This window comes from Vibrio sp. 10N.261.46.A3 (genome assembly GCF_041472995.1).
GTDB lineage: Bacteria > Pseudomonadota > Gammaproteobacteria > Enterobacterales > Vibrionaceae > Vibrio > Vibrio coralliirubri.
The window spans coordinates 55,395-82,202 of the sequence record NZ_JBFRRH010000021.1; the positions used below are offsets into that span (position 1 = coordinate 55,395).

At 45.4% G+C, this 26,808-nt stretch carries 23 protein-coding genes; 3 read left to right on the forward strand and 20 right to left on the reverse strand.

The window, feature by feature from the left end:
* Positions 1-2: 2 nt before the first annotated feature.
* The 12 genes from secD to AB4484_RS05260 form a co-directional block, all read right to left on the reverse strand.
* Positions 3-1,802, reverse strand: coding sequence for a protein translocase subunit SecD (gene secD / locus AB4484_RS05205; protein WP_017061263.1), 1,800 nt, complete (start codon positions 1,800-1,802; stop codon positions 3-5).
* 334 nt (positions 1,803-2,136) lie between these two features.
* Positions 2,137-2,601: a hypothetical protein gene (locus AB4484_RS05210; RefSeq protein ID WP_048610107.1), complete on the reverse strand. Its 465-nt coding sequence runs from the start codon at positions 2,599-2,601 to the stop codon at positions 2,137-2,139.
* A gap of 306 nt (positions 2,602-2,907) precedes the next feature.
* The gene (locus AB4484_RS05215; protein WP_372076756.1) at positions 2,908-5,676 is read right to left on the reverse strand and encodes a M16 family metallopeptidase; all 2,769 of its coding nucleotides are present in this window, start codon (positions 5,674-5,676) and stop codon (positions 2,908-2,910) included.
* Positions 5,677-5,937: 261 nt separating this feature from the next.
* The gene (locus AB4484_RS05220) at positions 5,938-6,786 is read right to left on the reverse strand and encodes a LytR/AlgR family response regulator transcription factor (protein ID WP_372076758.1); all 849 of its coding nucleotides are present in this window, start codon (positions 6,784-6,786) and stop codon (positions 5,938-5,940) included.
* A 72-nt stretch (positions 6,787-6,858) separates the two neighbouring features.
* Positions 6,859-7,893, reverse strand: a complete 1,035-nt coding sequence (locus tag AB4484_RS05225) for a sensor histidine kinase (RefSeq protein WP_372076760.1) — start codon at positions 7,891-7,893, stop codon at positions 6,859-6,861.
* Entirely contained in the window at positions 7,893-9,185 is a 1,293-nt protein-coding gene (locus tag AB4484_RS05230) for a hypothetical protein (protein WP_372076762.1), read from the reverse strand. The genes AB4484_RS05225 and AB4484_RS05230 overlap by 1 nt, the downstream gene beginning before the upstream one ends.
* A 9-nt stretch (positions 9,186-9,194) precedes the next feature.
* The gene (locus tag AB4484_RS05235; RefSeq protein WP_372076764.1) at positions 9,195-9,977 is read right to left on the reverse strand and encodes an outer membrane lipoprotein-sorting protein; all 783 of its coding nucleotides are present in this window, start codon (positions 9,975-9,977) and stop codon (positions 9,195-9,197) included.
* The gene (locus tag AB4484_RS05240) at positions 9,970-11,268 is read right to left on the reverse strand and encodes an ABC transporter permease (protein WP_372076766.1); all 1,299 of its coding nucleotides are present in this window, start codon (positions 11,266-11,268) and stop codon (positions 9,970-9,972) included. The genes AB4484_RS05235 and AB4484_RS05240 overlap by 8 nt, the downstream gene beginning before the upstream one ends.
* On the reverse strand, positions 11,256-11,954 hold the full coding sequence (locus tag AB4484_RS05245; protein WP_372076768.1) for an ABC transporter ATP-binding protein: 699 nt from the start codon (positions 11,952-11,954) through the stop codon (positions 11,256-11,258). The genes AB4484_RS05240 and AB4484_RS05245 overlap by 13 nt, the downstream gene beginning before the upstream one ends.
* Positions 11,955-12,020: 66 nt before the next feature.
* Complete coding sequence (locus AB4484_RS05250; protein WP_050651190.1) at positions 12,021-12,701, reverse strand: hypothetical protein; 681 nt, start codon at positions 12,699-12,701, stop codon at positions 12,021-12,023.
* Between the two features lie 455 nt (positions 12,702-13,156).
* Positions 13,157-14,032, reverse strand: coding sequence for an NAD(P)-dependent oxidoreductase (locus AB4484_RS05255; RefSeq protein ID WP_017070192.1), 876 nt, complete (start codon positions 14,030-14,032; stop codon positions 13,157-13,159).
* A 12-nt stretch (positions 14,033-14,044) separates the two neighbouring features.
* Positions 14,045-14,947, reverse strand: a complete 903-nt coding sequence (locus tag AB4484_RS05260; protein ID WP_248366025.1) for a LysR family transcriptional regulator — start codon at positions 14,945-14,947, stop codon at positions 14,045-14,047.
* An 85-nt stretch (positions 14,948-15,032) separates the two neighbouring features.
* Between AB4484_RS05260 and AB4484_RS05265 the strand changes: the two genes are divergently transcribed.
* Positions 15,033-15,284: a DUF2798 domain-containing protein gene (locus AB4484_RS05265; RefSeq protein ID WP_057622702.1), complete on the forward strand. Its 252-nt coding sequence runs from the start codon at positions 15,033-15,035 to the stop codon at positions 15,282-15,284.
* A 151-nt stretch (positions 15,285-15,435) separates the two neighbouring features.
* Here AB4484_RS05265 and AB4484_RS05270 read toward each other — a convergent pair whose 3' ends face one another.
* The 6 genes from AB4484_RS05270 to phhA form a co-directional block, all read right to left on the reverse strand.
* Positions 15,436-16,152 (reverse strand): YebC/PmpR family DNA-binding transcriptional regulator, encoded by a 717-nt coding sequence (locus AB4484_RS05270; protein ID WP_017057670.1) that lies wholly within the window; start codon positions 16,150-16,152, stop codon positions 15,436-15,438.
* Positions 16,153-16,248: 96 nt separating this feature from the next.
* Positions 16,249-16,458, reverse strand: coding sequence for a DUF3283 family protein (locus AB4484_RS05275; protein ID WP_004732615.1), 210 nt, complete (start codon positions 16,456-16,458; stop codon positions 16,249-16,251).
* A 263-nt stretch (positions 16,459-16,721) separates the two neighbouring features.
* Positions 16,722-18,461: an ATP-dependent endonuclease gene (locus AB4484_RS05280; RefSeq protein WP_372076771.1), complete on the reverse strand. Its 1,740-nt coding sequence runs from the start codon at positions 18,459-18,461 to the stop codon at positions 16,722-16,724.
* A gap of 312 nt (positions 18,462-18,773) precedes the next feature.
* Positions 18,774-19,874: a Fic family protein gene (locus tag AB4484_RS05285; protein ID WP_372076774.1), complete on the reverse strand. Its 1,101-nt coding sequence runs from the start codon at positions 19,872-19,874 to the stop codon at positions 18,774-18,776.
* 144 nt (positions 19,875-20,018) lie between these two features.
* Entirely contained in the window at positions 20,019-20,357 is a 339-nt protein-coding gene (locus tag AB4484_RS05290) for a 4a-hydroxytetrahydrobiopterin dehydratase (RefSeq protein WP_050653115.1), read from the reverse strand.
* A complete protein-coding gene (phhA, locus tag AB4484_RS05295; RefSeq protein WP_017065113.1) occupies positions 20,347-21,141 on the reverse strand; it encodes a phenylalanine 4-monooxygenase in 795 nt (264 codons plus the stop codon). Before phhA ends, AB4484_RS05290 begins: the two co-directional genes overlap by 11 nt.
* A gap of 199 nt (positions 21,142-21,340) precedes the next feature.
* On the opposite strand from phhA, the gene AB4484_RS05300 reads away from it, so the two are divergent.
* Positions 21,341-23,377, forward strand: a complete 2,037-nt coding sequence (locus tag AB4484_RS05300) for an acetoacetate--CoA ligase (protein ID WP_372076776.1) — start codon at positions 21,341-21,343, stop codon at positions 23,375-23,377.
* Between the two features lie 523 nt (positions 23,378-23,900).
* A complete protein-coding gene (locus AB4484_RS05305; protein WP_248336324.1) occupies positions 23,901-24,830 on the forward strand; it encodes a carbamate kinase in 930 nt (309 codons plus the stop codon).
* 212 nt (positions 24,831-25,042) lie between these two features.
* On the opposite strand, the gene maiA is transcribed toward AB4484_RS05305, so the two are convergent.
* The gene (maiA, locus tag AB4484_RS05310) at positions 25,043-25,732 is read right to left on the reverse strand and encodes a maleylacetoacetate isomerase (RefSeq protein WP_372076778.1); all 690 of its coding nucleotides are present in this window, start codon (positions 25,730-25,732) and stop codon (positions 25,043-25,045) included.
* Between the two features lie 38 nt (positions 25,733-25,770).
* Positions 25,771-26,808: a fumarylacetoacetate hydrolase family protein gene (locus AB4484_RS05315; protein ID WP_372076781.1), complete on the reverse strand. Its 1,038-nt coding sequence runs from the start codon at positions 26,806-26,808 to the stop codon at positions 25,771-25,773.

A 26,808-nucleotide genomic window follows, 5' to 3' on the forward strand; every position in this document is an offset into this window, starting at 1 on the left:
GCTTAAATCCTTACATCGTGGCGTTGGTCACGCCCCCAAACCAAATTGATGATCGCTCGTGAAGCAAAAATGCCCGTGAACATACTGGTTAGAAGACCTAAGCCCAGTGTCAGAGCGAAGCCCTGAATCGGTCCATTACCGATTGTGTATAGAGCCACAGCAACGATCATGGTGGTGACGTTAGCATCGAAAATTGACGAGAATGCGCTATCGAAACCACGATCGATAGAGCTAGCAAAGCTGCGCCCTTCTTTCATCTTGTCTCGAATACGCTCGAAGATAAGCACGTTAGTGTCCACCGCCATACCGACGGTTAGTACCAAGCCCGCAATACCTGGCAGAGTTAATACCGCACCCGGTAGCAAGGCAATCAAACCAAACAACGTGGTCATGTTAACCACCAATGCACAGTTCGCGACCCAACCAAGGCGGCGGTACCATAGCGCCATAAACGTTAGAGTCAGACCAAGGCCAAGAGCCAAAGCAGCAAAGCCATTCGTTACGTTTTCAGCACCCAGAGATGGGCCAATAGTACGCTCTTCAATGATGGTAACAGGCGCTGTTAATGAACCGGCACGTAGCAGTAGAGCAAGCTCTTGTGCTTCTGCCATGCTGCCTGCACCAGTGATTCTGAAGCGGCTACCCAGTTGAGATTGGATGTTCGCCACACTGATCACTTCACTGGTTTTTTCGCTGTTACCGGCTCTGTCACGGCTGTATTCGCTGTAAACGGTCGCCATTGGCTTACCGATGTTATGGCGAGAAAACTCAGACATTTTCTTACCACCAGAAGAATCCAACGTGATGTTTACTTCTGCACTGCCCATTTCACCAATGCCACTGCGTGCATCGATAATGTGTTCACCGCTCAGCACTGCTTTGCGAGCAACCACGACACGATTGCCATCTGAATCTTTCAGAGTTTGAGTATTGCGCGTTGCGTTGTCGTACACAGAGTAGAACGCTAATGAAGCCGTAGCACCAATCACATCTTTCGCGGCTGCAGGGTCTTGTACACCCGGTAATTCGATTCGGATACGGCTTTCGCCTTGGCGTTGAATCGATGCCTCAGTGATGCCTAGCTCTTCAATACGGCTGCGCATGATTTGCAGGTTTTGTTGAACCGTTAGGTTGCGTAGCGTTCTTTGTTCTTCTTCAGACTGAGTTAACGTTAGCGATTTATCTGAACGGTCACGTTGCCATTGTGGGAACTCTTCGCGAATCAGTTTCTGTGCTTTCTCGAAATCTGCATCAGTACGGAAGTTAAACTCAACTTGGTTGTTCACCACTTTACCGCGTGCATAACGCACTTGGCTGGTGATTTCATCGACCACAGATTGCGCTTGTGCGTGGTAAACCGGTTCCATGTCCACTTCTAGCAGGAACTGCACACCACCACGTAAGTCAAGGCCTAGCTGAATCGGCGCGAAGCCCATGTCAGTCAACCATTTTGGTGCTGCTGGCTCCATCGCTAGCGCAACAGTCGCGTTATCCAATAGGCGCTCATTCAGCACCTCTTTGGCTTTCGCCTGTTGTTCTGCATCTTCCAAGATCACAACCAAACGGTTGTCTTTTTGAAATGCCGATTTGGCTTGGATGCCTTCGCTCGCAAGGTATTGGGTAATTTGACTCGCGTCGATGGTCTGTTCAGAACGGTTGTTAATTTGAACCGATGCATTCTCGCCATACCAAGAAGGTAAAGCACTCAGAACCATGATGATGATAGTGGCGATAAGCACCACGTATTTCCACTTTGAGTAGTGGTTTATTTGTTTTCTTTGAATGCGTTTTTTCACAGTCAAGATCTCTTCTTTTTACCAATCACGGTGAATAAATGATCGACACTAGCGAAGGAAAAAGGCTTGAGAACAAGGCAGGATTTTTCGATAAGTAGCTATTCTACAATCAAAAATTCTAACGCAGTTATCGAGCATTTTAACCAGCTAGGGTGTTCAGTTATTTACTACGATTGGTATGTCTAATGTTTTGCGAACACGAGCTATGGCTAATCACAACCAGAACAAGCTGATTGAAAGATAGTGATGCTAAAGCTGATGTCGCTATGTTTGTGTTGGTTAACTGGCGAGCTCAACGGGCACAAGTGACCATCGATACGACCAATTTAGGGTCAAACGATTAGCTAAGAAGTTCTCGGAAATGCGAGTATTGGATGTTGCCCTCTTTCCACCCAGCAAGCCGGGAGGACGGAGAACTCACAATGCTGGTCCAGTGCTGCTTGGAATCCAACAGTGGTGTGTTGAAAAGCAGAGAAGCCAGTAATGAAGGGGGAGAGAAGTCGATCAGTAGATGATAAGCAGGCTCAAGATCGGCCACGCTTTCTTGCTCGTTACTGAGCATGCGTCTGAAGTTTGCTGCTTGAAGGCTTGATTCGGTGTCGTGATAGTTGGAACTGTCACCAGAAGGCACGGTGCCAAACTGAGCCTTATCGCACTCTAAGTAGCTCGACGGATTATCCGTAGCGGCTTGTTTACAAAGATCATTCTGTGAAGATTGCTCTTGAGCCGAGTATATTTGAAATGGCTTAGAAGGAAACGAATAGCCGTTAGAATTCACTAAGCCAAAGCTCAGTAAAAACAACATTAAGACTAATCGGGTACCCAGTTTAAGCAATCTAATATCCAAACAACATTCTCGTAGATCGTCAATCTACAATACAAATGAAACGCTGTCTTGATTTAAAACATTTTTTTAGAAAATGATACGATGCAACCGATTAAGCGTTCTCGAAATTTAGATTTACATAGATCTAAAACTGCTTAACAACAGGTGATGCATAGACGTTATGAATGGTGGAAAAACAAGAAAGCCAAGCGGTGCTCGCTTGGCTTTCAGCTGTCTCTTTCTGTTGGTTTCAGGCTTTAGGCTTTAGGCTTTAGGCTTTAGGCTTTAGGCTTTAGGACGCATGATGTTCTTAACCTTACGGCTATTTTCACCAAAGATGCTTTGCACTAACACATTCATCTCTTCTACAGAGACCGATCTCGCAACACGCTCTACTTGAGACAAAGCTTCGACACCGTAATCATGGAGCAAGTAGCGAGACACATACCACGCTTGGTCGATAGAGCTCTTCTCGAGAGGCGTGAAGTCCGCTTCAAACTGTTTCACGACTGCGTGCATTTCCTTTTCAGAAACGCCTTGTAAAAGGTCTGCAATCACTTTATCGATCGCCACTTCGACTTGGTCTACATTTTCTGGCGCTATCATCGCACCAATAACCCACTCATAACTCGGCTCGCTGTCTCGTAACGTTGCATAGGTATATGGCGAGTAATCTAAGCTCAACTCTTCACGAATATAGGTATCTAGACGAGTCGCCAGCAAGCGCTGCAGTAAGTCTTCCATGAAAACATCTTTTGCCGACATTTTAACTTCAATATTAGGCACAGAGATAACTCGTAGGATGTACTCTGCACTATTCACATTGTTGATCGCTACATCAATACGTGATTCAGATGGCTGCTTGTAAGCCACCTTAAAGTCCGGAACCTCGGCATTTTCTAATGGAATCGAAGCCAAGTATTGCTCAACCAAAGGCTTTAATTCATTTGGGTCGATATCACCCACGACCACCAATTGGTTATGTCTCAATTGGCCAAACAGCTGCTGATGAAGATTAGCGACGTCTTCCACAGAAACCGTTTCAACACGCTCTTTATCTACAAGATAATGACCACTTTCCTGACGATAAATATTGTGGTTTACCGCTCGTTCAAACTGACCAACAGGGCTACTCAAGAAAGATTCTTGACCTTGTACAAATTCCTGCTTCACTGCCTCTAACTGCTCGGGAACAATTTTAGGCGCAGTGATGAAGGTATACAGCGCAGCAAACGTATCTTTGAGCCCATCTTTGTTAATACTAAATTCAACACCATGGCGGGTGTTGCCAATAAAGGAATCGGCTCGAATATCTTCACGATCAAAATGCGCTAAAAGCTCAGACCCCGTAAATTCACCGACACCACTTCGAGCGAAGGTAGGTAACGCAACCTCAACCGCTGGGTACAAGCTCGGATCCAAAGCGGCTTTTCCGCCGAGGCTCATGTACATCACCCCAACATCATCACCTGCCTCATAATCACGCAGGTACCACATGTCGATGCCATTGCTTAACGTCCACTTTTGGATGTATGGGTCGACAGACATTTGTTCAGCAAGTACAACCTCGCCTTGTGAGCTAGGTACAGCAAAAGCACTGGCTGTTCCTATCGCAAGCGGCGCAATTCCCGCCTCGCTATACGTGGCTTTTAAACTATCGAGAGAGTTGATGATCGCTGTTCTGTCTTCGGAGTCATCCATCCCAATAACAATAAAGTAATCATCAGAAAGTAGATTCTTGATGTTGTCGTTAATCACTTCAAGGCTCAAGTTAGCAATGAAGGCTTCCAAACTTGCTTGATAGTCGTTCTGTGATTGGACGATTCGATCAGTGACTAACGCACTCGCTTTGTAGTTCGCGTGTTCAACGCTATCCAATTTATCCCAGTCATGCTCGATGTTATCCAGCAAGTCTTGGTAATAGTGCTGTTCGCCAACAATATCCGTTTGCGAAACACCAAAATCACGCAATGATGCCAATGTAGAAAGCAGATCTTGTTGGATCACTTCACGGCCACCAGCCGGAAATCCAACACTTATTGACGAATAATTAAGAGCCCCCATTCGATAGCTATCAGACGCAATCCATTGAGTCGGCAGCGCAGCATCATTGAATACCGCTTCTAATCGTTGTCGAATCAATTGTTGAGCGGTTTCATCCAACCAGCGTTGATGCTGCTGAGCATGATTTTCAACCCGATTTAAACCTCGGTTAAACGTCAAAGTGATGCTTGGCGCTTCTCTTCCTGCGAACTCAACATAATCATCTTCATTGAATGAAGTCGTTTTCTGTTTCTCTGGCCTCGGCGTATCGCCTCGCTCCCAGCTAGAAAACTTCTCTTCAATGAGTGGAATCACGGTTTTGATATCCACATCACCAGAAACGACCAGCTCAACTATTTGAGGTTGATACCAAGTCTGATAAAAGTTGGTGATGCCTTGAGGAGTGGCATTCACGATCGACGATTTAGTCCCCAATGCATCTTGCGATTCGTACGGGCCGCCTTCAATGAAGTGATCATAATATATATCTCCGAATGACTTATCATCGAGGCGAGCCATACGGAACTCACCAAGAACCACGCCTTTCTCTTTTTCAACTTCTGAACTTGATAGATCCAGACCGTCACCAATGTCACGCATCCACGTCAGGGCAGACTGCAATTGGATGTTATCTGGCAAATCTAACTGGTATACCGTCTCTTCATAAGAGGTGTAAGCATTAATATCAGCGCCAAAGCTAGCGCCTGCATCTTCAAATAAGCGAATCACGTCATTTTCAGAGAAATTTTTACTGCCATTGAATGCCATGTGTTCCAAGAAGTGCGCATAGCCTTCTTGTTGAGAAGTCTCTTGAATTGAACCGGCGTGCACGACTAAACGCACAGATACGGATTCTTCATGATCTGGATAAACATGGTAGGTAAGGCCATTTTCTAGCTGGCCTGATGTCCATGCCGGATCCGGCTGGATTGGCGTTTCGGTGGTTTTTGATGTTGAGCTACAGCCAACTAAGGTGAGGCATAGAGCCGTCGCTAAATAATATGTTTTCATAACAACCTCTTAATGTCATTCACCGACAATATACAGATTGAGTTAACGATTATTATTTAATATTGAACCGGATGAGTATCTTTGTGATCTGGATCTTTATTTTATAAATCACTAAGCGTTATGTAAGATCGCTGTGCTTATTTAAAGTGGTGTTTTGATAAGAGCCTATTACATCGATTTTAGACTCGCTAACTACATCCATTTAAAATAAATAGCTACATGCCTTTAAGCTAGTTCGCTACATGCCTTTAAGCTAGTTCGCTACATACCCTTAAACAACGCTTGCGAGGCACGGCTGATCGGTAGCTTTTCCCCTGACACATACGCCGACATCTGACCTGAGAGCCCTTTCTTCACCTTATCGATGGCCGACACTTTAACCACCACCGAGCGGTGGATCTGCCAGAACTCATCCGGATTAAGCTGCGCAATCAGCTCTTTTAAAGATACGCGGAGAATAAACTCTTCTAGCAAACCGCCTTGGCCTTTTTTGAATATCGACACGTACTTGTCTTCTGCTTTGAAGTAAGCCACATCATCGACAGCGATAAGATGAATGTCTTCTCCGACACTGGCTTTAAGCCACGTGAGATACTTTTTCTGCGATAGATAAGGAGGCTGCGTTTGCTGTGACGTCGATTGGGATAGTTGTTGAAGCTGAGCCATTAACGCTGTGATATCGGGCTGTTCCGGAGTACTACCTGTTTGTGTTTGATTGCTCGACAGACGCGCTTGCACCTTGTGACATGTCGCTAGTAAGCGCTCTTCGTTGATGGGTTTCAGCAGGTAGTCCATCGCATTGTGCTCAAAAGCTTTGACCGCGTATTCGTCATAAGCCGTAATGAACACAATCAATGGCGGCGAATCTAGCTTGTTCAATTGTTTCGCCAGCGAGATACCATCCAGCTCCGGCATACGAATATCGAGAAAAGCCACGTCGGGCTTAAGCTGCTGAATACTCTGCATCGCCTCTAGCCCGTTTTGTGCCTTGCCGACGATCTCTAGCTCCGGCCAAACCTCAGCAAGGCTCTTGTCTAAGTGGTGCCTTAACAGTGCTTCATCGTCTGCGATTATCGCCGTTACGCTCGGCTGTACTGCTGAGTTGTTCATGGTTAGTCCTTTAAATTCACACTGTAAATCGTCTATTTTTCGTCACTGCTCTGTGTTTTCTGGTCTGTAATTTTAGGCAGCTGCGTCAGTCAGCGGTAACAAGATCGTCGAGACGACCCCGCCTTCAACGTGTTCAGTAATCGTTAGGCTCGCCTTATCACCATACAGGGTTTCGATTCTTTGACGAATATTGCTCAACCCAACACCGTGCCCCGTATTCGCAGAAGGCGTTTTCAACCCAGCGCCATTATCAGCCACTTCAATTTTTAGCTGCAGTGCTTGTTGAGTAATACGAATATTCACTTGGCCACCAACGGCTTTGGGCTCGATGCCATGCGTGAGTGCATTCTCGACCAAGGGTTGAATCAAGAACGGTGGAATCACCTGCAAATCGCTAATCTCGTGTGTTTCAATCGAGAACGCTAAGCGCTCACCCAAACGTATCTTTTGGATATTAAGATAAGCGTCTAACAAGTCGACCTCTTGTGCGATGGTCGATTGCTCGGTGCGGCTGTTTTTCAAAGTCACACGCAACAAGTCAGTCAGTTTTTCGAGCATCAACTTGGCTTTCGCGCTGTCACTCTCAATCAATACATTGATGGTCGCAAGCGTGTTGAACAAAAAGTGCGGTTCAATTTGGCTTTGCAGTTGCTTAAGCTGGCTTAGCACCACCACCTTTTCTTGGTCGGCCTGACGACGCTTGGCCACTTCCAATTCGTTATCGGCACGTAACTGCTGCTCTCGTGTGTAGAAATAGTAATAGCAAACCGAACAGAAGATCACACCGAGCAAGACTACGGATTTAAGGTCCGAGATATTGGCCCCGAAATACCCGTTCAACCAATAGTGCGCGTTCAAGGTACCAAAGGTCATCGCGAACAGCATTGAGATACCCACTTCAAGCGTTCGGGATGTCCTCTTAAACAACTTAACCAAGATGAAAGAAGAACCCACGGCGCTGTAACCAAAGCCAAAACTGATTGCCAAGTTAACCGTTAAACCGCCGCCCCAAATCGTATGGGTTGTAATCGCAATAAGAACACAAAATAGCGTGGTGAACGCGAAGCTTTTAATCCATGAAAACCGACTGTTTGAAGAAGTGTCCATTAAAATCGTCCTTTGATATTTAAGAGAATCATATGACTATCGGGTAAGTTGGCGTAAGCAGAATCACTTTTACCACCTAGAAAGCGTGCAGCAAGTTCCAATTCCAACGATGAATCGCCATTATCTAATGCTTGATAATTAAGCCACTGAGTCGCAATAAAACCGCCATCTTGAGGAGACAACATCACATCAAATGTTGGCGTGATATCTTCGAGCCAGCCATGTGTCGAATCCAGAGACCAGTGAAACATGATGTTGTGTTGAACCAAATTGGCGTGCTGATAACCTTGCGCATAAGAACCTGCCAATGAAGATGTCATCGGGTTAACTGACAAAGACTCGGCACTTCCTATTGCGCTTTGCCACTCAGAATGACTCCACGCTCGGCTATCAAACCAATATTCCAACACCACATTATGGCCCGTGTCATTGGCCCATGTTAATCCTGCTAACGCTTGATAAGCTTCGCCCTGCTCTTCGAGATACACAGGTTTAAGCATTGAATCAGGCTGGCTGTAGCCAAGGCTTTGTCGTTGATAGACCACCGAGCCATGAAACTCCCAAGCGAGATTCAACACCGAAACCAAACTCGCCCCAAGTAAGCCGTGGCGCACATCGTCATAATAGGCGACCCATTGATATTCGTGATCGCCCACTAAATTGTAACGACGTACCCCAAAGCCTTGCTGCTGATTCTGCTTTTCGAATTCATTCACATCTTGGGAAGTCCATGACGAGTCACTGTAAAGCAGTGTCCATTCGCCCGTCATATCGAACAGTGATGCCGAGGCAATACCTGCGCCCTCTTCTGCGACAATGCCCACCGGATTTTGTCGATAAGGCTTGATGATGTCTAAAGGTCGGTAGCCATAACCGACACCCCAATCTAGGCGAACCTTGCCAAGCGTGATATCAAGATAGTAGTCACCAATGACTGAATTCGACAGCTCGACACCACCTTGCCAAAACAGCTCGCGCACGATGAATTCCGATTCAAAGCTCGCCTCTTGCCCTTGAGGGTTGTTGCTCAAAATATCGTTGGCTTTCACTGCAAGCAGACCAAGCCAATTGCCATATCCAACCTCAAGATCCAGCAAGCCATTTAAAGACTGACGATTATCAGAGGGGAATGGGCTAAATGGTGACTCTCGCGATTCAATCGCTTCAGTACTGAGTTGCCAATCCCACGCTAAGCTCAGATCGTCCGCTTGAATCGTGTTACTCACACAAGACAAGGCAAACAAAGTAGCGATTGAAGACTTGATGTGGAATCTGCAATTGGAAGCTTTCATGACGTCCACCTACAGACCAGATACGCTGTTACGCGATAAGTAAGCAGGGTTGTAGTATTTATCCGCTAAGCTTTGTTCACTCACCTCGCGGTACTCAATCACGGTTTTCTTGCTTGGTTGAATCTTATCGAGCAGGGTCATCGACATCACTGTGGGTAATCCATCACGCACGCCTTCAGCAAACCAAGCTTGTTTCGCCAGTTTTCCTGAACGCAGATACAGATCCGCTTTGACTGGAAACGCTCGGTCTGCCGTTAACCACAGATCAATCGATTGATAGCTGGCACCCTTGGTTTTCGCCGCGAGCTTTAGGTGATGGGTATCGAGTGTCTCGCCAGTCGGCATCTCAACCTGTCGCTCGGCAACCCACTCACCTTGGTAATCTTCGCTCCAAGTGAGCGTCGAGATATCCCCCACCGAAGCTTCACCCAATAGTTTTTGCATCGGTGTGATACGAATTGGACGACGAGATTTCGGCATCAACAACCAATAGTTATCTTCAATCATCAGCATCTTTTGACCTGCCTCAACGGCTGATTTAAAGACCACTAATGACTCTCGGTTTGGCCTTGTGTAGACGTTGTATTCACGGGTTTTGTCCAGTTGGTCGTCTTGATATAGCGCGACTAAAGAAACCACCTTGGACGCTTGTGCGCTGTTCAATCGGTAACTATCCGCCTTGGCGATCATCTCTGTGACTTGTTGTGAATCGACTGCCCAGCTTGGTGTCGATGCTAGAACCAAAACCAATACAGAACCTAAAACAGTGAGTGAACGAATAAATTTATACATAAACCAGCGCCTCCGTGATTGGCTTATTCACGCCTTTGCGAGCAGAGAAATAAGCAGCTAGCAAACATATCGTCAGCACACCTAAAGTGGCGTAACCAACTAGTTCCAATGAGAAGTAAATGTTGAGTGGGTAACCCTCGGTTCTGCCGGGAGGTGGTGGCATTTGGATATCAACCACCAGCAATAACACCGATACTAAGCCACTCACTAACGCGCCAATCGCGCTGCCAATCAGTGCCAGCAATCCCGCCTCTTTTAAGAAGCCTGCCACGATTTCAGACGGGTAACTGCCGAGTGCCGACAAGGTGCCAATCTCACGAGTGCGCTCGGTCACTGACATGGTCATGGTGTTAAACAACGACACAAACACCACCAATGCCATCACCGCGCCCATGATGCCGAAGATCCGGTCGTAAAGATCTTTAACCTTGGTGTAGAAAAACGCGCGATCTTGCCACGGGGTAATCTCGATCTCTGTGCCTTGATCGCTTTGGCTCGCGCTATTTCGATCTAAAGTCGCTTGAATGCGTTGTTGTACGGTCGAGGTCTTGCTGGTTTCGAAAAGGAATACCGATAACGTGCTGACTTTTTCTGAGGCCAAAAGCTCTTGAGCGGTCGTGATATGAACATACAGTTGACGCTTATCCAGCTCTGGCACCCCTGTCGAGTAGATGCCTTGTACCTTAAAATCAAAAGCATTCAAAGCACCGTCACTGGTGGTGGCGAGCAGTGTCACCCAATCACCAACCGTAACTTTGAGGTTACGAGCAAGGTCAGTTCCCAGCATCACTTGTGGCTCTTGGCTGTCGTATCTTAGTGATTTCACATCTGAGAGAGTTTGACCACTGCGCACATCAAGGAATGGCCCTTTCATGTCGAACTCACGTTCATTGACGCCCGTTCCCATAAAGATGGTCGACTTACTGCCGTTAGACACCAAACCGCTGAAGTAGACTCGCGGCTGCACACCACGCACGTCGCTGTCGCCAATGATGCTCTGGGTTAGCGTTTGAACATTATCGAGACCATTGCTCAGCGGCATGTCTTCGTCTTGTTCAAAATATCCCGGCGTACTCAAAGTAAGATGACCAGTATCGCGCGCGGTCGATTCACGCAGAGATTCATAGGTATAAAGCCCGTAGCCTCCAGCCGAGGTCAGCGCAAATACCGCAATCGCGATGATCAACACCGAAAGCATACTACGTCGACCATTTCTTAATAGATTAAGCCACGCCAAACGCACCGAAGTTGGAAGTAAAAACGTGCTCATTCTTTGTGTTAACTTGCCCATGAGATCGCCTCCGTAGTTACAGCTTGTGGAGCCAGTTGGCCGTCGATAAGTTCAATCACTCGGTCGCAACGCTGCGCCATTCTTGGGTCGTGCGTTGCGACGATAAAAGTCGTGTCCATTTCGTGTCCGAGATCTTTCATAATGTCGATCACTAGGTTGGCGGTGTGGCTGTCTAAGCTAGCAGTCGGCTCATCGGCAATCACTAAGCTTGGGTTGTGGATTAGCGCTCTGGCTATTGCGACACGTTGCTGCTGGCCGCCTGAAAGATTGTCTGGGCGATGATGTACATATTCGCCTAGCCCAACACGCTCTAACATGTCTTGCGCTCTGGTCTGTTGTTCTTGTTTTGAGCATTGGTTCAACATCAATGGATAAGCGACGTTCTCAAGCGCGGTCATCACAGGAACCAGATTGAAGCGCTGAAACACAAAACCCAACGATTGACGACGAAAGCGTGCAGCGGCGATTTGCTCTGTCGGATACGGTTGGCCATCAATATTGATCTCGCCTCGGTAATCCATATCCAACAAACCAAGAATATTCAAAAGTGTGCTTTTTCCAGAACCTGATGGCCCACATAACGCCACCATTTCACCACGTTGGATGTGTCCATCGACCCCGTTTAATGCATCAACACGTTGACCGCCCGTGACATATGCTTTGCCGATATCTTTAAATTCAATCATTCCTTTGTCCTCCGCTGACCCATAATTTTTAAGCGTTCGCAGTTGTTAATGAGCTTTAGTAAACCGCTATTTGGCTTTCGCTATTAGGGCTTTAGCCGTCATTGTCTCGATGTTGCCAGCATCGGTGTTTTCCATCTTTTCAAGCCACACCTGTGCTTGCTCGAAGTCTTCAGCACGAATCGATGCGGTAATGGCGTAACGGTAAATCCATGAGGTCGCAGCGAAATGCTGTTGTTGGAAATCTTCTTCAGCGAGTAACGAGAGGAAGAGGTCATAACCACGATCAAAATGGTTAAACATGTCTGGCAGAGAGGTGTAAGTAACGGCGGCCATTGCGCGAGTTAGGTAAGAATCTGGCAGCCCTTGAACACGAGGTTGCTCATGAATCGGTTGGTCTTCGTCTTTCAGCAGCACCAGTGATTTATCAATGGTTGATAAGCCTTTCTCCACATACTTCATCTTGTTCCAAGGCAAGAACGCATCACGCCCCATCAAGGTCTCTGTGCTTCCGAGGTAAACCAAGGTCAGTGGTGTCGCACCGTCTTGTTGCAGCGTGTCATTCAGGCGTTCATACGCCACCTCAACCAAATCTTCATTGCCTTGCGCCGCTTGGTTGTAGATATCGAGCACGTCTGAACTTGGGTTCGCCAAAGCTAACGACGGTGCAAACGAAACAAGAGCAACCAGTAATGAACGCTTAAGCAGAGAAGTGGTAGAGCCTGAATTAAATGAGTGTGAAGTAGTCATGATTTCTAATCCCTTTCAAATGTTGACGTTGAAAGGTTAACTAGAATTTGTCATGCCGTTTTATCAATGCGACGAATGGTAATAATGAGGAGTGAATGGTTGAGTTGGGGCGTGAGTGGAGTCTCAACCTTATAGGAACTAGACGAACACGATTCGCATAATTAGCCATAGTTACCTCCCCCTCAATCTGGGTTCATCAATATCTCTAGATCTGTAGCAGAGGGGGAGAACTTTCTTTAGCACTGAACATACATCGACACTTTTAACGATCGATGTTCTATTCCTCCCCTTTCCACGATCAGCGAGGGATCTACATATGAATCAAGGGGAGGCTAGGAGGGGATTTATTTTTTTGGATTAACGCACTCGGCAGAGCTCAAACCAAACAAAAATAGCCGCTAATCAGCGGCTATTTTTAATTATCAAACGGAGCTTTTACTGCTTCTTCGATGCGACTACTTCTTTGTCTCTTCAACCACAGCTTTCATCAATACTGATGTATCCATGCGGCCTTGTCCTTCGGCAGACAATGCCTTGTATGCGTTGTTGGTCTTTTCAGTTAGTGGAAGCTGGATGCCTTGGCGCTCAGCTTCATCTAGGCAGAAACCTAAGTCTTTGATCATCCAATCAATTGCAAAGCCGAAATCGAACTTATCTTGTGCCATTGTGGTAGCACGGTTTTCCATCTGCCATGATCCAGCAGCGCCGTTTTTAAGGCAATCAACCAGAGTTGGGATATCCAAACCTGATTTTTCAGCAAGAACTAAACCTTCAGAAAGACCATTCAATACACCTGCAATGCAGATCTGGTTAACCATTTTCGCGCGTTGGCCTTGGCCGACTTTACCCATCAGAACTGACGACTTACCGTAAGCTTCGAACACAGGTTGAAGGTCGTTGAAAAGCGCTTGTTCACCGCCACACATGATGGTTAGCACGCCATTTTCTGCGCCCGCTTGACCACCAGACACAGGTGCATCCATAAAGCGAATACCGGCTTGCTTCGCAGCTACTTCAAGCTCTTCAGACAGAACTGCAGACGTTGTAGTGTGGTCGACAAGAATCGCGTTTGGCTTCATTGCTGCCAATGCGCCTGTTTCGCTGGTTGTCATGCTGCGTACGTCATCATCGTTGCCAACACAAACCAATACCACGTCAGCTTCCGCTACACATTCAGCCACAGATTCTGCCGCTTTACCTTGGTGTTTATCAGCCCAGTCTAGCGCTTTGCTGTGAGTGCGGTTAAATACCGTTACTTCAAAACCGGCTTTGACTAGGTGGCCAGCCATTGGGAAACCCATAACGCCTAGCCCGATAAAACTTACTTTCATTTCTTTCTCCTTTTATTTGACCAAACCATCGCTATGAAAAGATCGAACACTCTCAATCAATGCATCAATAAGCAGGGTCAAAGCCTTTGGCTGATATTTTCTTTCTTTGTACACTAAATACGCTTGGCGATCACCCCGATGATACTCAGGGAGCACTTGAATCAGATTCATCTCTGGGGATACATGACGAAAAGGCAATGACGCGAGCCCTAGGCCTTTTTGCGCTGCGGCCGCCACCGCATGAATATCGTTAACGATGAACTTAGGTTTAATCGTGATCATTTGCTCTAAGCGGTCGGATTTGTAGAGCGGCATATCAAACACATCATCGACGTTAATCCAATCTTGTAGCTCCAGGTCGTCCGGCTTTTCTATTGCTGCACGCGAATCTAAGTATTCTGGGCTTGCATAAAACCCGTGTTTGGCTTTAAACAGCGGTCGAGCAATCATGCCTTCCATGTCCGAGATCTTAAACGTGATCAGTAAGTCACGGTCGGTCTGTGGAATGAGCTGCTGCTGGCTCAAGGTAAGGTCGAGCTTAACGTTTGGATATTGAGTGAGGAATTGCTCTACCGTCGACCGTAGAAAGCCACTGTAGAAGTTATGAGGCACGGCAAGCTTTATCTTGCCTTGGATAGCGTCACGCTCTTCCAGCAAGCTATTAAAACCGTGATGAATCGACTCCATGCCGCTGCTCAGTGCAGCAAAGGCCGCTTCACCATCTTTGGTGGCCACCAGCTCACGACCTTTCTTTTCTAAAAGTCGGATATTGAGGCGATCTTCCAATGCGGTTAACCGACGCGACATAGTCGACACAGGCAGTTGCAGCCGTTTCGAGGCCGATAGCAAAGAGCCCTCTTCAACCACTGCACAGAATAAGAACAGATCATCAATGTTTCCAAATATGGAATTCATACTTCTACATGTACCTATTTTTCTCATTAATGGATAAATATAACCTTATCTCATCAACATCAGAAAATCACGGGAGAAACACAGTATGAACAACAAACAATTTTGGGTAACCGCGATTTTATCTTCACTGACCATGGCGACCATCATGTCTGGGTTAATTTCTGGCTACAAAATGGGATTTAGCCACGAATGGCCGCCAATCTGGATGCAAAGCTTTTTCATCGCTTGGCCGTGTGCCATCGTGCTCAACCTCACCGTGCTCCCTTTGATCAGAAAACTATCAGCATGGATTTGTCGTCCGAGAACGCTTTGCGAACCTGAAATCACGGAACGATGATCAAGGACTTATGACCAAGGCGCTATAACCTAGGTTCTGCCACCAAAGAGCTCGATCAAAAAACTCTGTTCATGGATAAACGCCTGAATTACGCCCATAAAAAAACCGAGCACTAGGCTCGGTTTTTTAATAACTGTTGTTACTGTAAAGATTACAGCTCAGCGTTGTGGTAAACCTGCTGAACATCATCACAGTCGTCAAGCATGTCTAAGAACTTCTGGAATTTCTCAGAATCTTCTTCAGCTACTGGCGTAGTTGTTTGAGGAACGAAAGTGATTTCCTCAACGTCTAGCGTTAGCTCTGGGAACGCAGTGTTTAGTGCAGTCTTCGTTTTGAAGAACTCAGTCGTTGGAGCGAATACAGTGATAACACCGTCTTCTAGCTCAACGTCAGTCACGTCTACGTCTTCCATCATTAGCGTTTCTAGGATGATCTCGTCGTCTTCGCCTTTGAACTGGAATACAGCTTGGTGAGCGAACATGTGAGAAACAGTACCTTCAACACCGATTTTCGCACCAGTCTTAACGAAACATTGGCGAACGTCTTGGAAAGTACGGTTGCCGTTGTCAGTTAGACAGTCAACGATTACGCTTGTGCCACCTGGGCCAAAACCTTCGTAACGAGCTGGTTGGAAGTCTTCACCGCCGCCGCCGTTCGCTTTATCGATCGCTTTGTCGATAACGTGAGCTGGTACTTGGTCTTTCTTCGCTTTAGCAATCAGGTGCTTAAGAGGTAGGTTCATGTCTGGGTCAGAGCTGCCGTTCTTAGCCAGTACGTAAATCTCTTTACCGTATTTAGAATAAACTTTAATTTTTGCGCCTGCAGTTTTCGCCATTGAGGCCTTGCGCACTTCAAAACTTCTTCCCATCGGGATCTTCTCTCTGATTCAATTAACGGTGCAAATTCTAGCAAATTACTGTGTCATTTCAATTCTACAGCACTGCTGGGCAAGGTTTGTCTGCGTTTATGCGACACCCATTACCCGTTTGTATTTTTCTACAGACTGATCAAACCAAGCCTTTTCTTCTGGGTCACCTAGCTTCATTGCTTCTTCAACAATGGCTTCAGGGCCACATTTCGCTTGCTTCAGTTTCCATACAAGAAACGATGCTTGCTTATCCAGTTCGATTTTATTTTTCTCGCTGGGTGGAAGGAGTGAAAGGTTGATAGACATTATTAGCCTTCGTCTGTAATACACTTGGCCGAGAAATATATCATAGAGCAGCCTCATAAAACCAATACTATGAGTAACAGAAAGGGTTTATGAGACAAGAAACCAAGCAAGTCGCTGATGCAGGTCAAGCTAGTTTGGGAAAGTGCGTTTGAAATATGGCTCCAGTTTAGTTGTTCACACCAACTTTCGGTATCTTAATGAACAAACCGACCCCATCAAAAATGGGCTCGGCGTTTCTAAATTTCAAGCTAACGTTGCGAATATCAATGAGCTATAATTTCGTTTAAATACTTGATAAATGGTACTTCACCAAACTTGTCATGATCCATATTTGGCTTGAGTGTATTTTTCCAATACATATTTGCATTATGAGGCTTACCTCCACGAGGTAAATTTTCGCTATAGCGAAGTTCTTCTGGTAATTCTTGAGACATATGAGCTGGCTCGAAAGTTGTGTGGTGAACTCTCAATAACCCCACATCACCAATTAACTCATCTTTTTTGAATTGATCAGATATAGAACGTTGGATGTTTTTAGCGAACAAAGGGTTGCCATTCGCGTCAGTTTCTAGGATTTCAGTATCATCCGTGTCGAAGACCGCATGATATTTAATATTGAATTTTGAGAATATTTTTTGATAGAAAGGGATGTTGTTTACTGTTCCAGTGTTGAGAATGAAAAGATCTTTATCCACTTCGATTTCTTGCAGATAAGCTCTAGCTAAAATCTCTTCAGTGGGACCTTCAATAAGCAAAACTTCATCAGCATAGAATGACTCGCAGATATAAGGGTTAAACCGAAGAATCTCATTCATTTCTTGTTTCAACTGTTCATTAGTCACAACCTCTTTAGCATTCTTTAAAAACTCATCATTAATTTGATGAATCTTTGTACCAGCCTCATTTTTAGTTAACCTGATGATCGAAGATTTGGGTTTGGATATATCAATCATTGATGGTGAGTGAGACGCACATAGCACCTGATAAGGCAGATCATCTTCACTTACTTTATAAATTAGCTCCCTTAACTCCCTAACAATTTTGGGATACAAGAATAATTCGGGCTCTTCGAATAGAACAATGTAGTCTTTGCGCCCAACTTGGCGCTCAAATTTTTCTGCTACATCTTTCATTAAGAGCAGAGTAAAAATTGCAGTTCTAATTGTACCATGTCCAACATTACCAGCTGACGATGGTATGTTTAGGTTTGGAGTCCCATCAGGATTAGTTTTGACGAAATCTATGTTGAAGTCTTTGCCTAACTTATTCTCACTCCACACGAGACGATCTTTCACTTCTTTAAAAGTTAGCTGTGTATCTGAAAATATTTGCGAGAAATATGAGTTAACTGAGTCTTGATAAATAGCAACCAATTCAGGGTTGTACATTTTTTCTTGTAACTCTTGAATCTTGGCCTTAGCAGCTTCAAGAATAACTAGATCCTCAGTTTTTAGTGTGTTCTCTGCCATACTTTTAAGGATGTCATTGAGGATGTCTTTAGCTTCATCTTCGGTAGGCATAGCCTTAATAAAAATAGGCTTTGGCATACAAGATTGAAAAATAGTATGAAGGCCAATACTCGCATAACTAATATCTTCATACGAAGAAGTTGTATAGTTATAGGTATGATTCTTGGGTTTTAATGTTTGTTTACCATCTAGTTCCCAAGTTCTTTTAACTCTCAATGTGTCATTTGAAAGGTACTGCTTGTAAGAATCTTTTTGTTTAGGTGCTTTAGCTTCTATTCTTTGTTTATCAAGCTCTTGTAACTTTACTTCTATTTCAAACTCAATTGAATTTTTCTGATTACTATCACAAAAATCTGAGAGAATCGGCTTAGAGTCCCTATAAAAATGCTCATATGCCTTTAAGTATGTAGATTTACCTACATTGTTTTTTCCATATATGAAAAGTGTATTGGTGTCTTCGAAAATAATTTTATTGTTCTCCAACCCTCCAGAAATGCCTCTAAAATTGTTTACTGCAAAAAAGTTAATCTTCATTTTATGTTAAACCCTATATTACCGCACGTCGCGGAGCATCAATAACCAATAAGCCATTGATTGAATAACTGAATTCTATATGGGGCTCTATGCCTGTATCGTGAGCAAACACAGATATTTGAACGAACTAAATAAAAACCATTAAGTAAAATCAGTTTAAGCTTCTGATTTAAATTAATATTGTTGGAAAAAATCGAGAAGTTTGTTTATTTTTCATTGAGAATATTGAATGAATTAAGAAAACAAAAAGCTGCCAACATTCACTCTGAACGTTAGCAGCTTTTAAGTATAGAAATGAATGTGGGTGTATACCTACTTCGGCAACAGATAGCGCGTGCTTCTGCCTCCAGAACCAGATTTAACTAAGCAGCCATGCTCAATCAAAGCGTTCAAATGACGTGTTGCTGTGGCACTGCTCACCTTTGCTACTTTCTGATATTGGCTGGCATTGATACCTTCAGAAAAATCACCATCGAGCATCCTGTTCAGCACTTTTACTTGTTCTGCCGTAAGCTTTGTTTGGTCGATGCTGCGCCAATAGTTGGTCTTATAAACGGTTTGATCGACTTCAGAGAAAACGCCTGTAAACGTCTCGTCTAACGTATCTAAGAACCACATCAACCATTCGCTAATATCGAGTCCCCCTTTCTGGGTTCGCTCCAATATCTCGTAATAATGTTTGCGGTTTGCGAGAATTCCCACCGACATCGCATAGAAGCGTACCGACTGCTGCTCGGCCTGTGCTAACGCCAAGTCGGTCAACAATCGAGTAATACGACCATTACCGTCATCTAACGGGTGTAAGGTAATAAACCAAAGATGAGTGATTGCTGCTCGCAATAGAGGATCGAGCGTGGCGTCGGTAAGTGAATCATTAAACCATGTGATAAACACATCTAACTCAGCATCAAGAATGTCTCGGCTAGGTGCTTCAAAGTGCACGGTTGGACGGTCAATTCTTCCTGATACCACTTGCATCGGAGCGTCACCTCGTAGCTGACCTCCGACTACAGGGTTAAACATGGTGTAACCTTGAGGAAACAGTCTATCGTGCCAATGTAAGATCCGATCAAGCGCTAGTGGCTCAGTTAGGTTCTGCACCGCATCCAACATAATTTCAGCCAGGCCATCGGTTTGTTCTGTCGTAGGAAAAGGTCGCTCTTCACTGACACCGAGTTTGTTGGCTAAAGAAGAACGAACAGAGAAGGCATTCAGCTTTTCTCCCTCAATCGCACTGGAATGGACTATGTTCGCTAATAAGGTGTCGAGCATAGTTTGGGATTGATCTGCCGACTGTGAGGTAATCTTGCCCAATAGAATGCCCTGATTAAGCCGTACTTCTCTTAACCTCACGCCTATTTTCTGATTATCCCAAACAAAGTTTGGCCAATTATCTTGCTGCCAAATCCACATATTACGCCCCATGATGCGAAAGTATCACTAATTCAACTCATACTATGAGCTGTTTAAGGCAATTATTCAACTCACATTATGAGCTGAATAATCAGATAATCGCATCACAGAGATAAGAAAGACAGCTCCTCGAAACCCAAAAGACTACTCACTCACCGCGAACACATCGCAACGTGAGGCGCAAATGAAGTCATTCTTGTGGAGGCCTTTGATTGAGTGGCTCCACCAAGTGACGGTGACTTTGCCCCACTCCAATAAGATCGAAGGGTGGTGGAACTCTTCTTCTGCCAATTCTGACACTTTGTTGCTGAATGCCCATGCTTGTTTGTAGTTCTTAAACTTGAACACCTTCTCAAGCTGCGGGATGCCGTCTCTTTCGATGACCTGCCAGTCTGACAACTCCAACAGTAAAGATTGTTGTTCATCTTTACTTAGGGCAATCGCGTCGATACTGCAGGCTTCGCATTTTTGTTCATTCAACATGTGTGGGTTCCTTAGGTTCAAAAAGTGGTGGTAGTAACCCCGCGTCGATGGCGAGATCAGCTTGCTGTAATAGGTTTTCCTGACTGATTTTGAAGAGCTCAGATAGCTCGTCGATCACGTAATATTTCGGCTGCATGATGTCGATGCGGTAAGGGGTTCTTAACACCGTTTGCAGATCGAACCGCTCACGAACCGCCAAGTCACCGCCCAATGCGTACATGGTTTCCGCCGGAGAGGAGAGAATGCCACCGCCATAGATTTTCAATTGTTGGCCTTCTTTTACTAAACCGAACTCGACCGTAAACCAATACAAACGGGCCAGATAAGCACGCTGTTTGGATGTAGCGGCTTGGCCTAGTTTTCCATAATGCTCAGTGAATGCTGCGAAATCAGCATTAGTGAGCATGGCACAGTGGCCGAAAATTTCATGAAAGAAATCAGGTTCTTGTAAGTAATCGAACTCGTCTCGCGTTCTCAAAAATGTCGCCACTGGGAATTTCTTATTGGCGAGCAAATCAAAGAAACGGTCGAAGTCGATCAATGCAGGCACAGGCTGGACTTGCCAACCTGTTGTTTCCATTAGCACTTTGTTTATCTCTGGCAGCTGGGGAACTCTGTCTAATGGCAGATCCAGCAGGGTCAAACCATGCAAATAAGCATCGCATGCGCGGTCATTAATGACGTCCAGTTGCCTTTTCACTAAGTCGTGCCAAATGGCGTCTTCTTCGAGGCTCCACTCAACCCATCCCTCTTGGCTCACGGGCTTAGAATGATATTGAGTCATTACACACCTCCTTTCGAATGTCTCACTTTAAGCCTATCTCCACTCCTTATATCCGCCAATTTGCACGATTTTTCGAAACGGATGATCGTGTAACATTTTATTTACACAATTCCGACGACCCCTTATTTTGCTGATCTTTTGACTTTGTAAAACCTAAATACCAGACTGAAATCGTTAACTTTTTGTTAAAGGTAAAGGAATGCACGAGAGCAATAAGCCAATTTGGCAACCCAGTGACCAACACATCGCACACGCCAACGTAACCCGATTTATGGATAGCCTTGATCAACAGGGCATGCTCGATCGGGAATTACAAAACTACACGGAGCTTCATCAGTGGTCTGTGGAGCAGCCGGAGTCGTTTTGGCAGAACGTGTGGCAGTTTTGTGGAATGGTGGGTTCGCAAGACTGTATTAATAAGGCAGAAAGCGAGCACATCAAAACTCAAGGTGAAAGTCGCTGGCAGCAACCAAAATCAAATCGCGATGCAGTCTGGTTTCCGAATGTTCAAGTGAACTACGCCGAAAACTTGCTGCATTTGGCACACACCATGCCTGATGAGCTTGCGATTTGGTTTGAGAACGAACGTGGCGAACAGCAAAGCTACACATGGCAAACCTTGTGTGAGAAAGTATCTAGCGGTCAACAATGGCTCGTGGATTGTGGCGTGCAACAAGGCGACGTGGTCGCCGCTTATACCCCTTATCTGCCGCAAACCGTGATTGCGATGCTAGCGACCACCAGCTTAGGCGCGATTTGGACATCAACCTCGCCTGATTTTGGCGTAGAGAGTGTGATTGAGCGATTCGGACAGGTGAAGCCTAAGGTGCTGTTCACCTGTGACGGTTACACCTTCAATGGCAAAACGTTCGATATGACGGACAAGAACCGTGAAATCATCGAACACTTAAACGAATTAAAACAGGTGTGTGAGATCGGCTATTTGAAACCGAGTAATGACTTAGAGAAGAGCGATTTAGAGAAGAACAACGTTAAACATGATGTGTCACCCCAAAGCTGGCACAGCATCATTCATCACTATCAGCCAAAATCTCTTCGATTTACTCGTGTGAACTTCAATGAACCACTGTTTGTACTCTACTCTTCCGGTACGACAGGCAAACCAAAGTGTATTATTCACTCGGTTGGTGGCACCACCATCAACCACCTAAAAGAGCATCAACTTCATTGCGATATTAAACCGAGAGATCGCGTGTTCTACTACACCACTTGTGGTTGGATGATGTGGAACTGGCACGTCTCTGCGCTCGCGAGCGGTGCTTGTTTAGTTATCTTTGATGGTAGCCCGGTTTACCCGCAACCCAACGTTCTGTGGGATTTAGCGCAGCGAGCTGACGTATCGGCATTTGGCACCTCAGCCAAGTATCTAGAAGCGATCGAGAAGGCAGAGCTCTCACCTATCGACAGCCATTCTCTTCCTCACTTAAGAACACTGTGCTCAACAGGTTCTGTGCTTTACCCAGAGCAGTTCGATTACGTTTACAAGCACATCAAGCAAGACCTGCATTTAGCGTCCATTTCTGGCGGCACGGATATTTGTGGCTGCTTTGTGTTGGGTAGTCCTATCTCGCCAGTGTATCGCGGCGAGTGCCAACAGGCCGGGCTCGGCGTCGACATCAAGGTGTACAATTCGTCTGGTCAAAAGGTCAATCAAGAACGAGGCGAGCTAGTATGCACCAACTCCCTACCCAACTTCCCCGCAGGCTTTTGGAATGACACCGGAGAGCGCTACCACAGCACCTATTGGGATAGGTTCGATAATGTGTGGCATCACGGTGATGAAGTCGCACAGAGCGAACATGGCGGCTACCTGTTCTATGGGCGAGGCGACACCACACTCAACCCCGGTGGCGTGCGAATTGGTACAGCCGAGATCTATCAGCAAGTGAACACCATTGACGGCATCATCGATTCGATAGCAGTCGGTAAAGACATCGACCGCAACGAGCAGATATGGCTGTTTGTTCAGTTACAACAAGGTGTGGTTCTGGATGATGAGTTACTGACAACCATCAAAAGCAAACTCAAATCATCCTGCTCGCCAAGGCACGTGCCAAGCCAGATATTTGCGATCAGCGACGTGCCAAAAACACGCTCTGGCAAACTAGTGGAGTTGGCTGTGAAACAGGTGATCAATGGCAAGAGTGTAGAAAACCTTGGGGCTATCGCTAACGCCGAGGTTTTGGAAGAGATAAAGAGTGTTGTTTCGCTTTAGTGTTGAACCTTAGAAAGTGACTAACTATCTCCGATTTTCATTTGGCTGTCAGATAACACCTAGAGTAAAGGCAGCCGATTGAAAACCGAATCTAAACTTCTATTTAAGCTTGTGAACCCTCGCCTCAGTATAGCCCCGTACTTTTTCTAAAGCTCTTAATGAGATCTGCTCATCATATTTAAAACAAAAATAGAAAATTAATCATTTTATAGCCTGAGATAATATTCACTAAACACGAATCATTTATACCAAAAAAGGCTCCACCGCTAGATTGTATCCAAGCTTATGGATATTTAATCGAATTGCAATAACTCCCGTTTCCACAGCTCCATTTCTAGTGAAATAATAATTTGATAGCTATCACATTTAGGACGGTTATTTTCCCATACTATCTCGGCATGTTAATTACTTAAGAGTAATTAAAAACTTATTCACTGTTATTAATAAGCTTGAATTTAATAGGAAACAAGCGGTTAATCCCTACGTAAAATAAAATCATTATTAAATGATCGGAGACATTATCATGCGCATAGTATTAGCTTTAGGCGGTAACGCTCTTTTAGCAAGAGGCCAAGCATTAACGGCTGAGAACCAACGTGAAAATATAATCAAATCAGCGGCGAGTATTGCTGCAATCGCACGCGAGCATGAGATTGTTATCGTTCATGGTAATGGCCCACAAGTAGGTTTGTTGATGGAACAAAACGCAGCTTACAACGAATATTCACCAGAGACGACCCCGTATCCAATGGATGTACTAGGCTCTCAAACCTGTGGCATGGTGGGCTACATGTTACAGCAAGAACTAAGAAACATTGACCCTGAATTAGACGTAGCGACGCTAGTCACGCAAACTGAAGTATGCAAAAAAGACCCTGCGTTTGCTAACCCGACTAAATTTGTTGGCCCTGTATATACAGAGCAACGAGCTAAAGAGTTAATGGCTCAAAGCACAATGCAGTTTAAAGCTGATGGCGAGTACTACCGTCGCGTTGTGCCTTCTCCTATGCCAAAAAGCATTGTTGAAATTCAGCAAATTGAAACTCTTCTAGATACAGAAAACCTTGTTATCGCTTGTGGCGGCGGTGGTGTTCCCGTGAGTATTGAGCATGGTAAGAGTACTGGCGTAGAGTGTGTAATTGACAAAGATCTTACGGCTGAATTACTGGCTGAAAAAATCCATGCCGACTTATTTATTATCTTAACCGATGGTTCGATTTTCCGTAACTATGGTAAAGAAGACCAAGCAGAAATGAAGCAAGCAACGCCTGCTGGTTTAGCAGAATTTTCATTCCCTGCTGGTTCTATGGGGCCAAAAATTGATGCCGTTTGTAAATTCGTTGAAGCTGGATTGGGTAATGCGGCGATTGGTTCATTATTTGATTTAGATAAAATAATTACCAATGAAGCTGGTACTCTGATTACGAAAGGCGAAGGTATTGTTTATTATTAATATTATCGAATGATAATCACCACTAATATAAAACCTTGGGTTAAAGCCTCTTATTTAATAACGAGGCTTTTTTATTAGGTCCATATTAGTGCTAAACGGGATAAATATTCATACGCTTACTGAATTTAATATATTTAATTTTGGAAACCGCTTCTTTCAAGAAACGGTTTTGGTAGCGCAAGCGGCGAGTGTTTGCGTTTACATCAGTGAATCTACATGGACTCGTTCGCATCCGCTTGATTCTCTGGCATCGCATCGATAAAAGCAGGCAACTGGTTACACGCTTCGACAATTGAGTTAATCAGCGGAAACGGCGACATATCAACGCCAAAACGCAACGCGTTATACACCTGTGGCACCAAGCAGATATCGACAATGCATGGTGAATCGGTGAGGCTATAAACTGAATCACCGTGTTTTTGACGATGCTTAGAAAGCTTCTCTTCTAACGCCGAAAAACCTTGGCTCATCCAATAGTGAAGCCAGTCTATTTTCGCCTCTTGCTCACACGACAACTCTCGCTCCAAATACTGCAGCACACGCAGGTTATTAAGAGGGTGAATTTCTATTGCAATATCTTGAGCCATTGCCAACGCTTGATAGCGCAATGGTGTTTGCTCTGGAATCAACAAGGAGTCTGGGCAGCTCTCACACAAATAGTTTTCGTCCAAGTATTGCAAAATAGTCAGCGACTGATTGAGTTGAACGTCGCCATCCACCAGCACAGGCACTAACTCACTGGCATTGAGTTCGCGATATTGTGGATCATGCTGCTCGCCGCCATTTCGCACCAAATGCACCGATTTAGACTCATAGTTGAGTTGCTTTAGGTTCAATCCAATACGCACCCGATAGGCGGCCGAAGAGCGCCAGTAACCGTAAAGTGTCATGTTCTGATTCATACAATGATCTCGCTCGAGCTGAATCTTTATAATATGGGCTATAACGCTCGATATTGGTTAACTTTTTGGTCAATCGCACCAAAAATGGAGTCACCAGCCGCATCAAACATCTCTAGGCGAATCGAGTCACCAAACGACATGAATTGAGTCGAAGGCTTACCATCACGGATGGTCTCTATCATGCGCACCTCGGCAATGCATGAATAACCCACACCGCCCTCGGCGATTGAGGTGCCGTGGTCAGTGCCTTGCTTATTCGATACCGTGCCTGAACCGATAATCGCACCTGCCGACAGTGGGCGAGTTTTCGCTGCATGCACAACTAGTTCGGCAAAATTGAAAGTCATATCGACGCCTGCATTCGGACAACCAAAAGGCTGGTCGTTGTAGGTCGATATCAACGGTAAATGCACCTTGCTGCCTTTCCACTGTTCACCAAGCTCATCAGGTGTAACGGCGACGGGGGAGAACGCCGAAGACGGTTTAGACTGGAAGAAGCCAAAGCCCTTAGCAAGCTCTGCCGGAATCAAGCCGCGCAGCGACACATCGTTCACCAGCATCAGCAAGCGAATCGAATCGTGCGCCTGCTTAGCACTGGCACCCATAGGCACATCACCGGTGACAATCGCGACCTCACCTTCGAAATCGATGCCCCACTCGTCACTGGCAAATTCGATGTTGTCACGAGGGCCAATAAAGGCATCTGAGCCACCTTGATACATGAGTGGATCGACCCAGAAGCTTTCTGGCATTTCAGCACCACGCGCTTTACGCACCAGCTCAACGTGGTTTACATAAGCGCTGCCATCAGCCCATTGATAAGCGCGTGGCAGAGGCGATTCACAATATTGAGAAGCAAACACTTCACTGCCTGTCACATGCCCGTTGTTTAACGAGGTGTATAACTCTTCTAATTGAGAAACAACGCTGTCCCAGTTATCCAACGCAACCTGCATGGTGGGGGCAAGGTGCATCGCATGGAAGATTTCAGTGGCAGCTACACATTGTTTAAGATCTTTACTCACGACCATCAATAGACCATCGCGAGTACCATTTTTCTTGGTTGCTAATTTCAT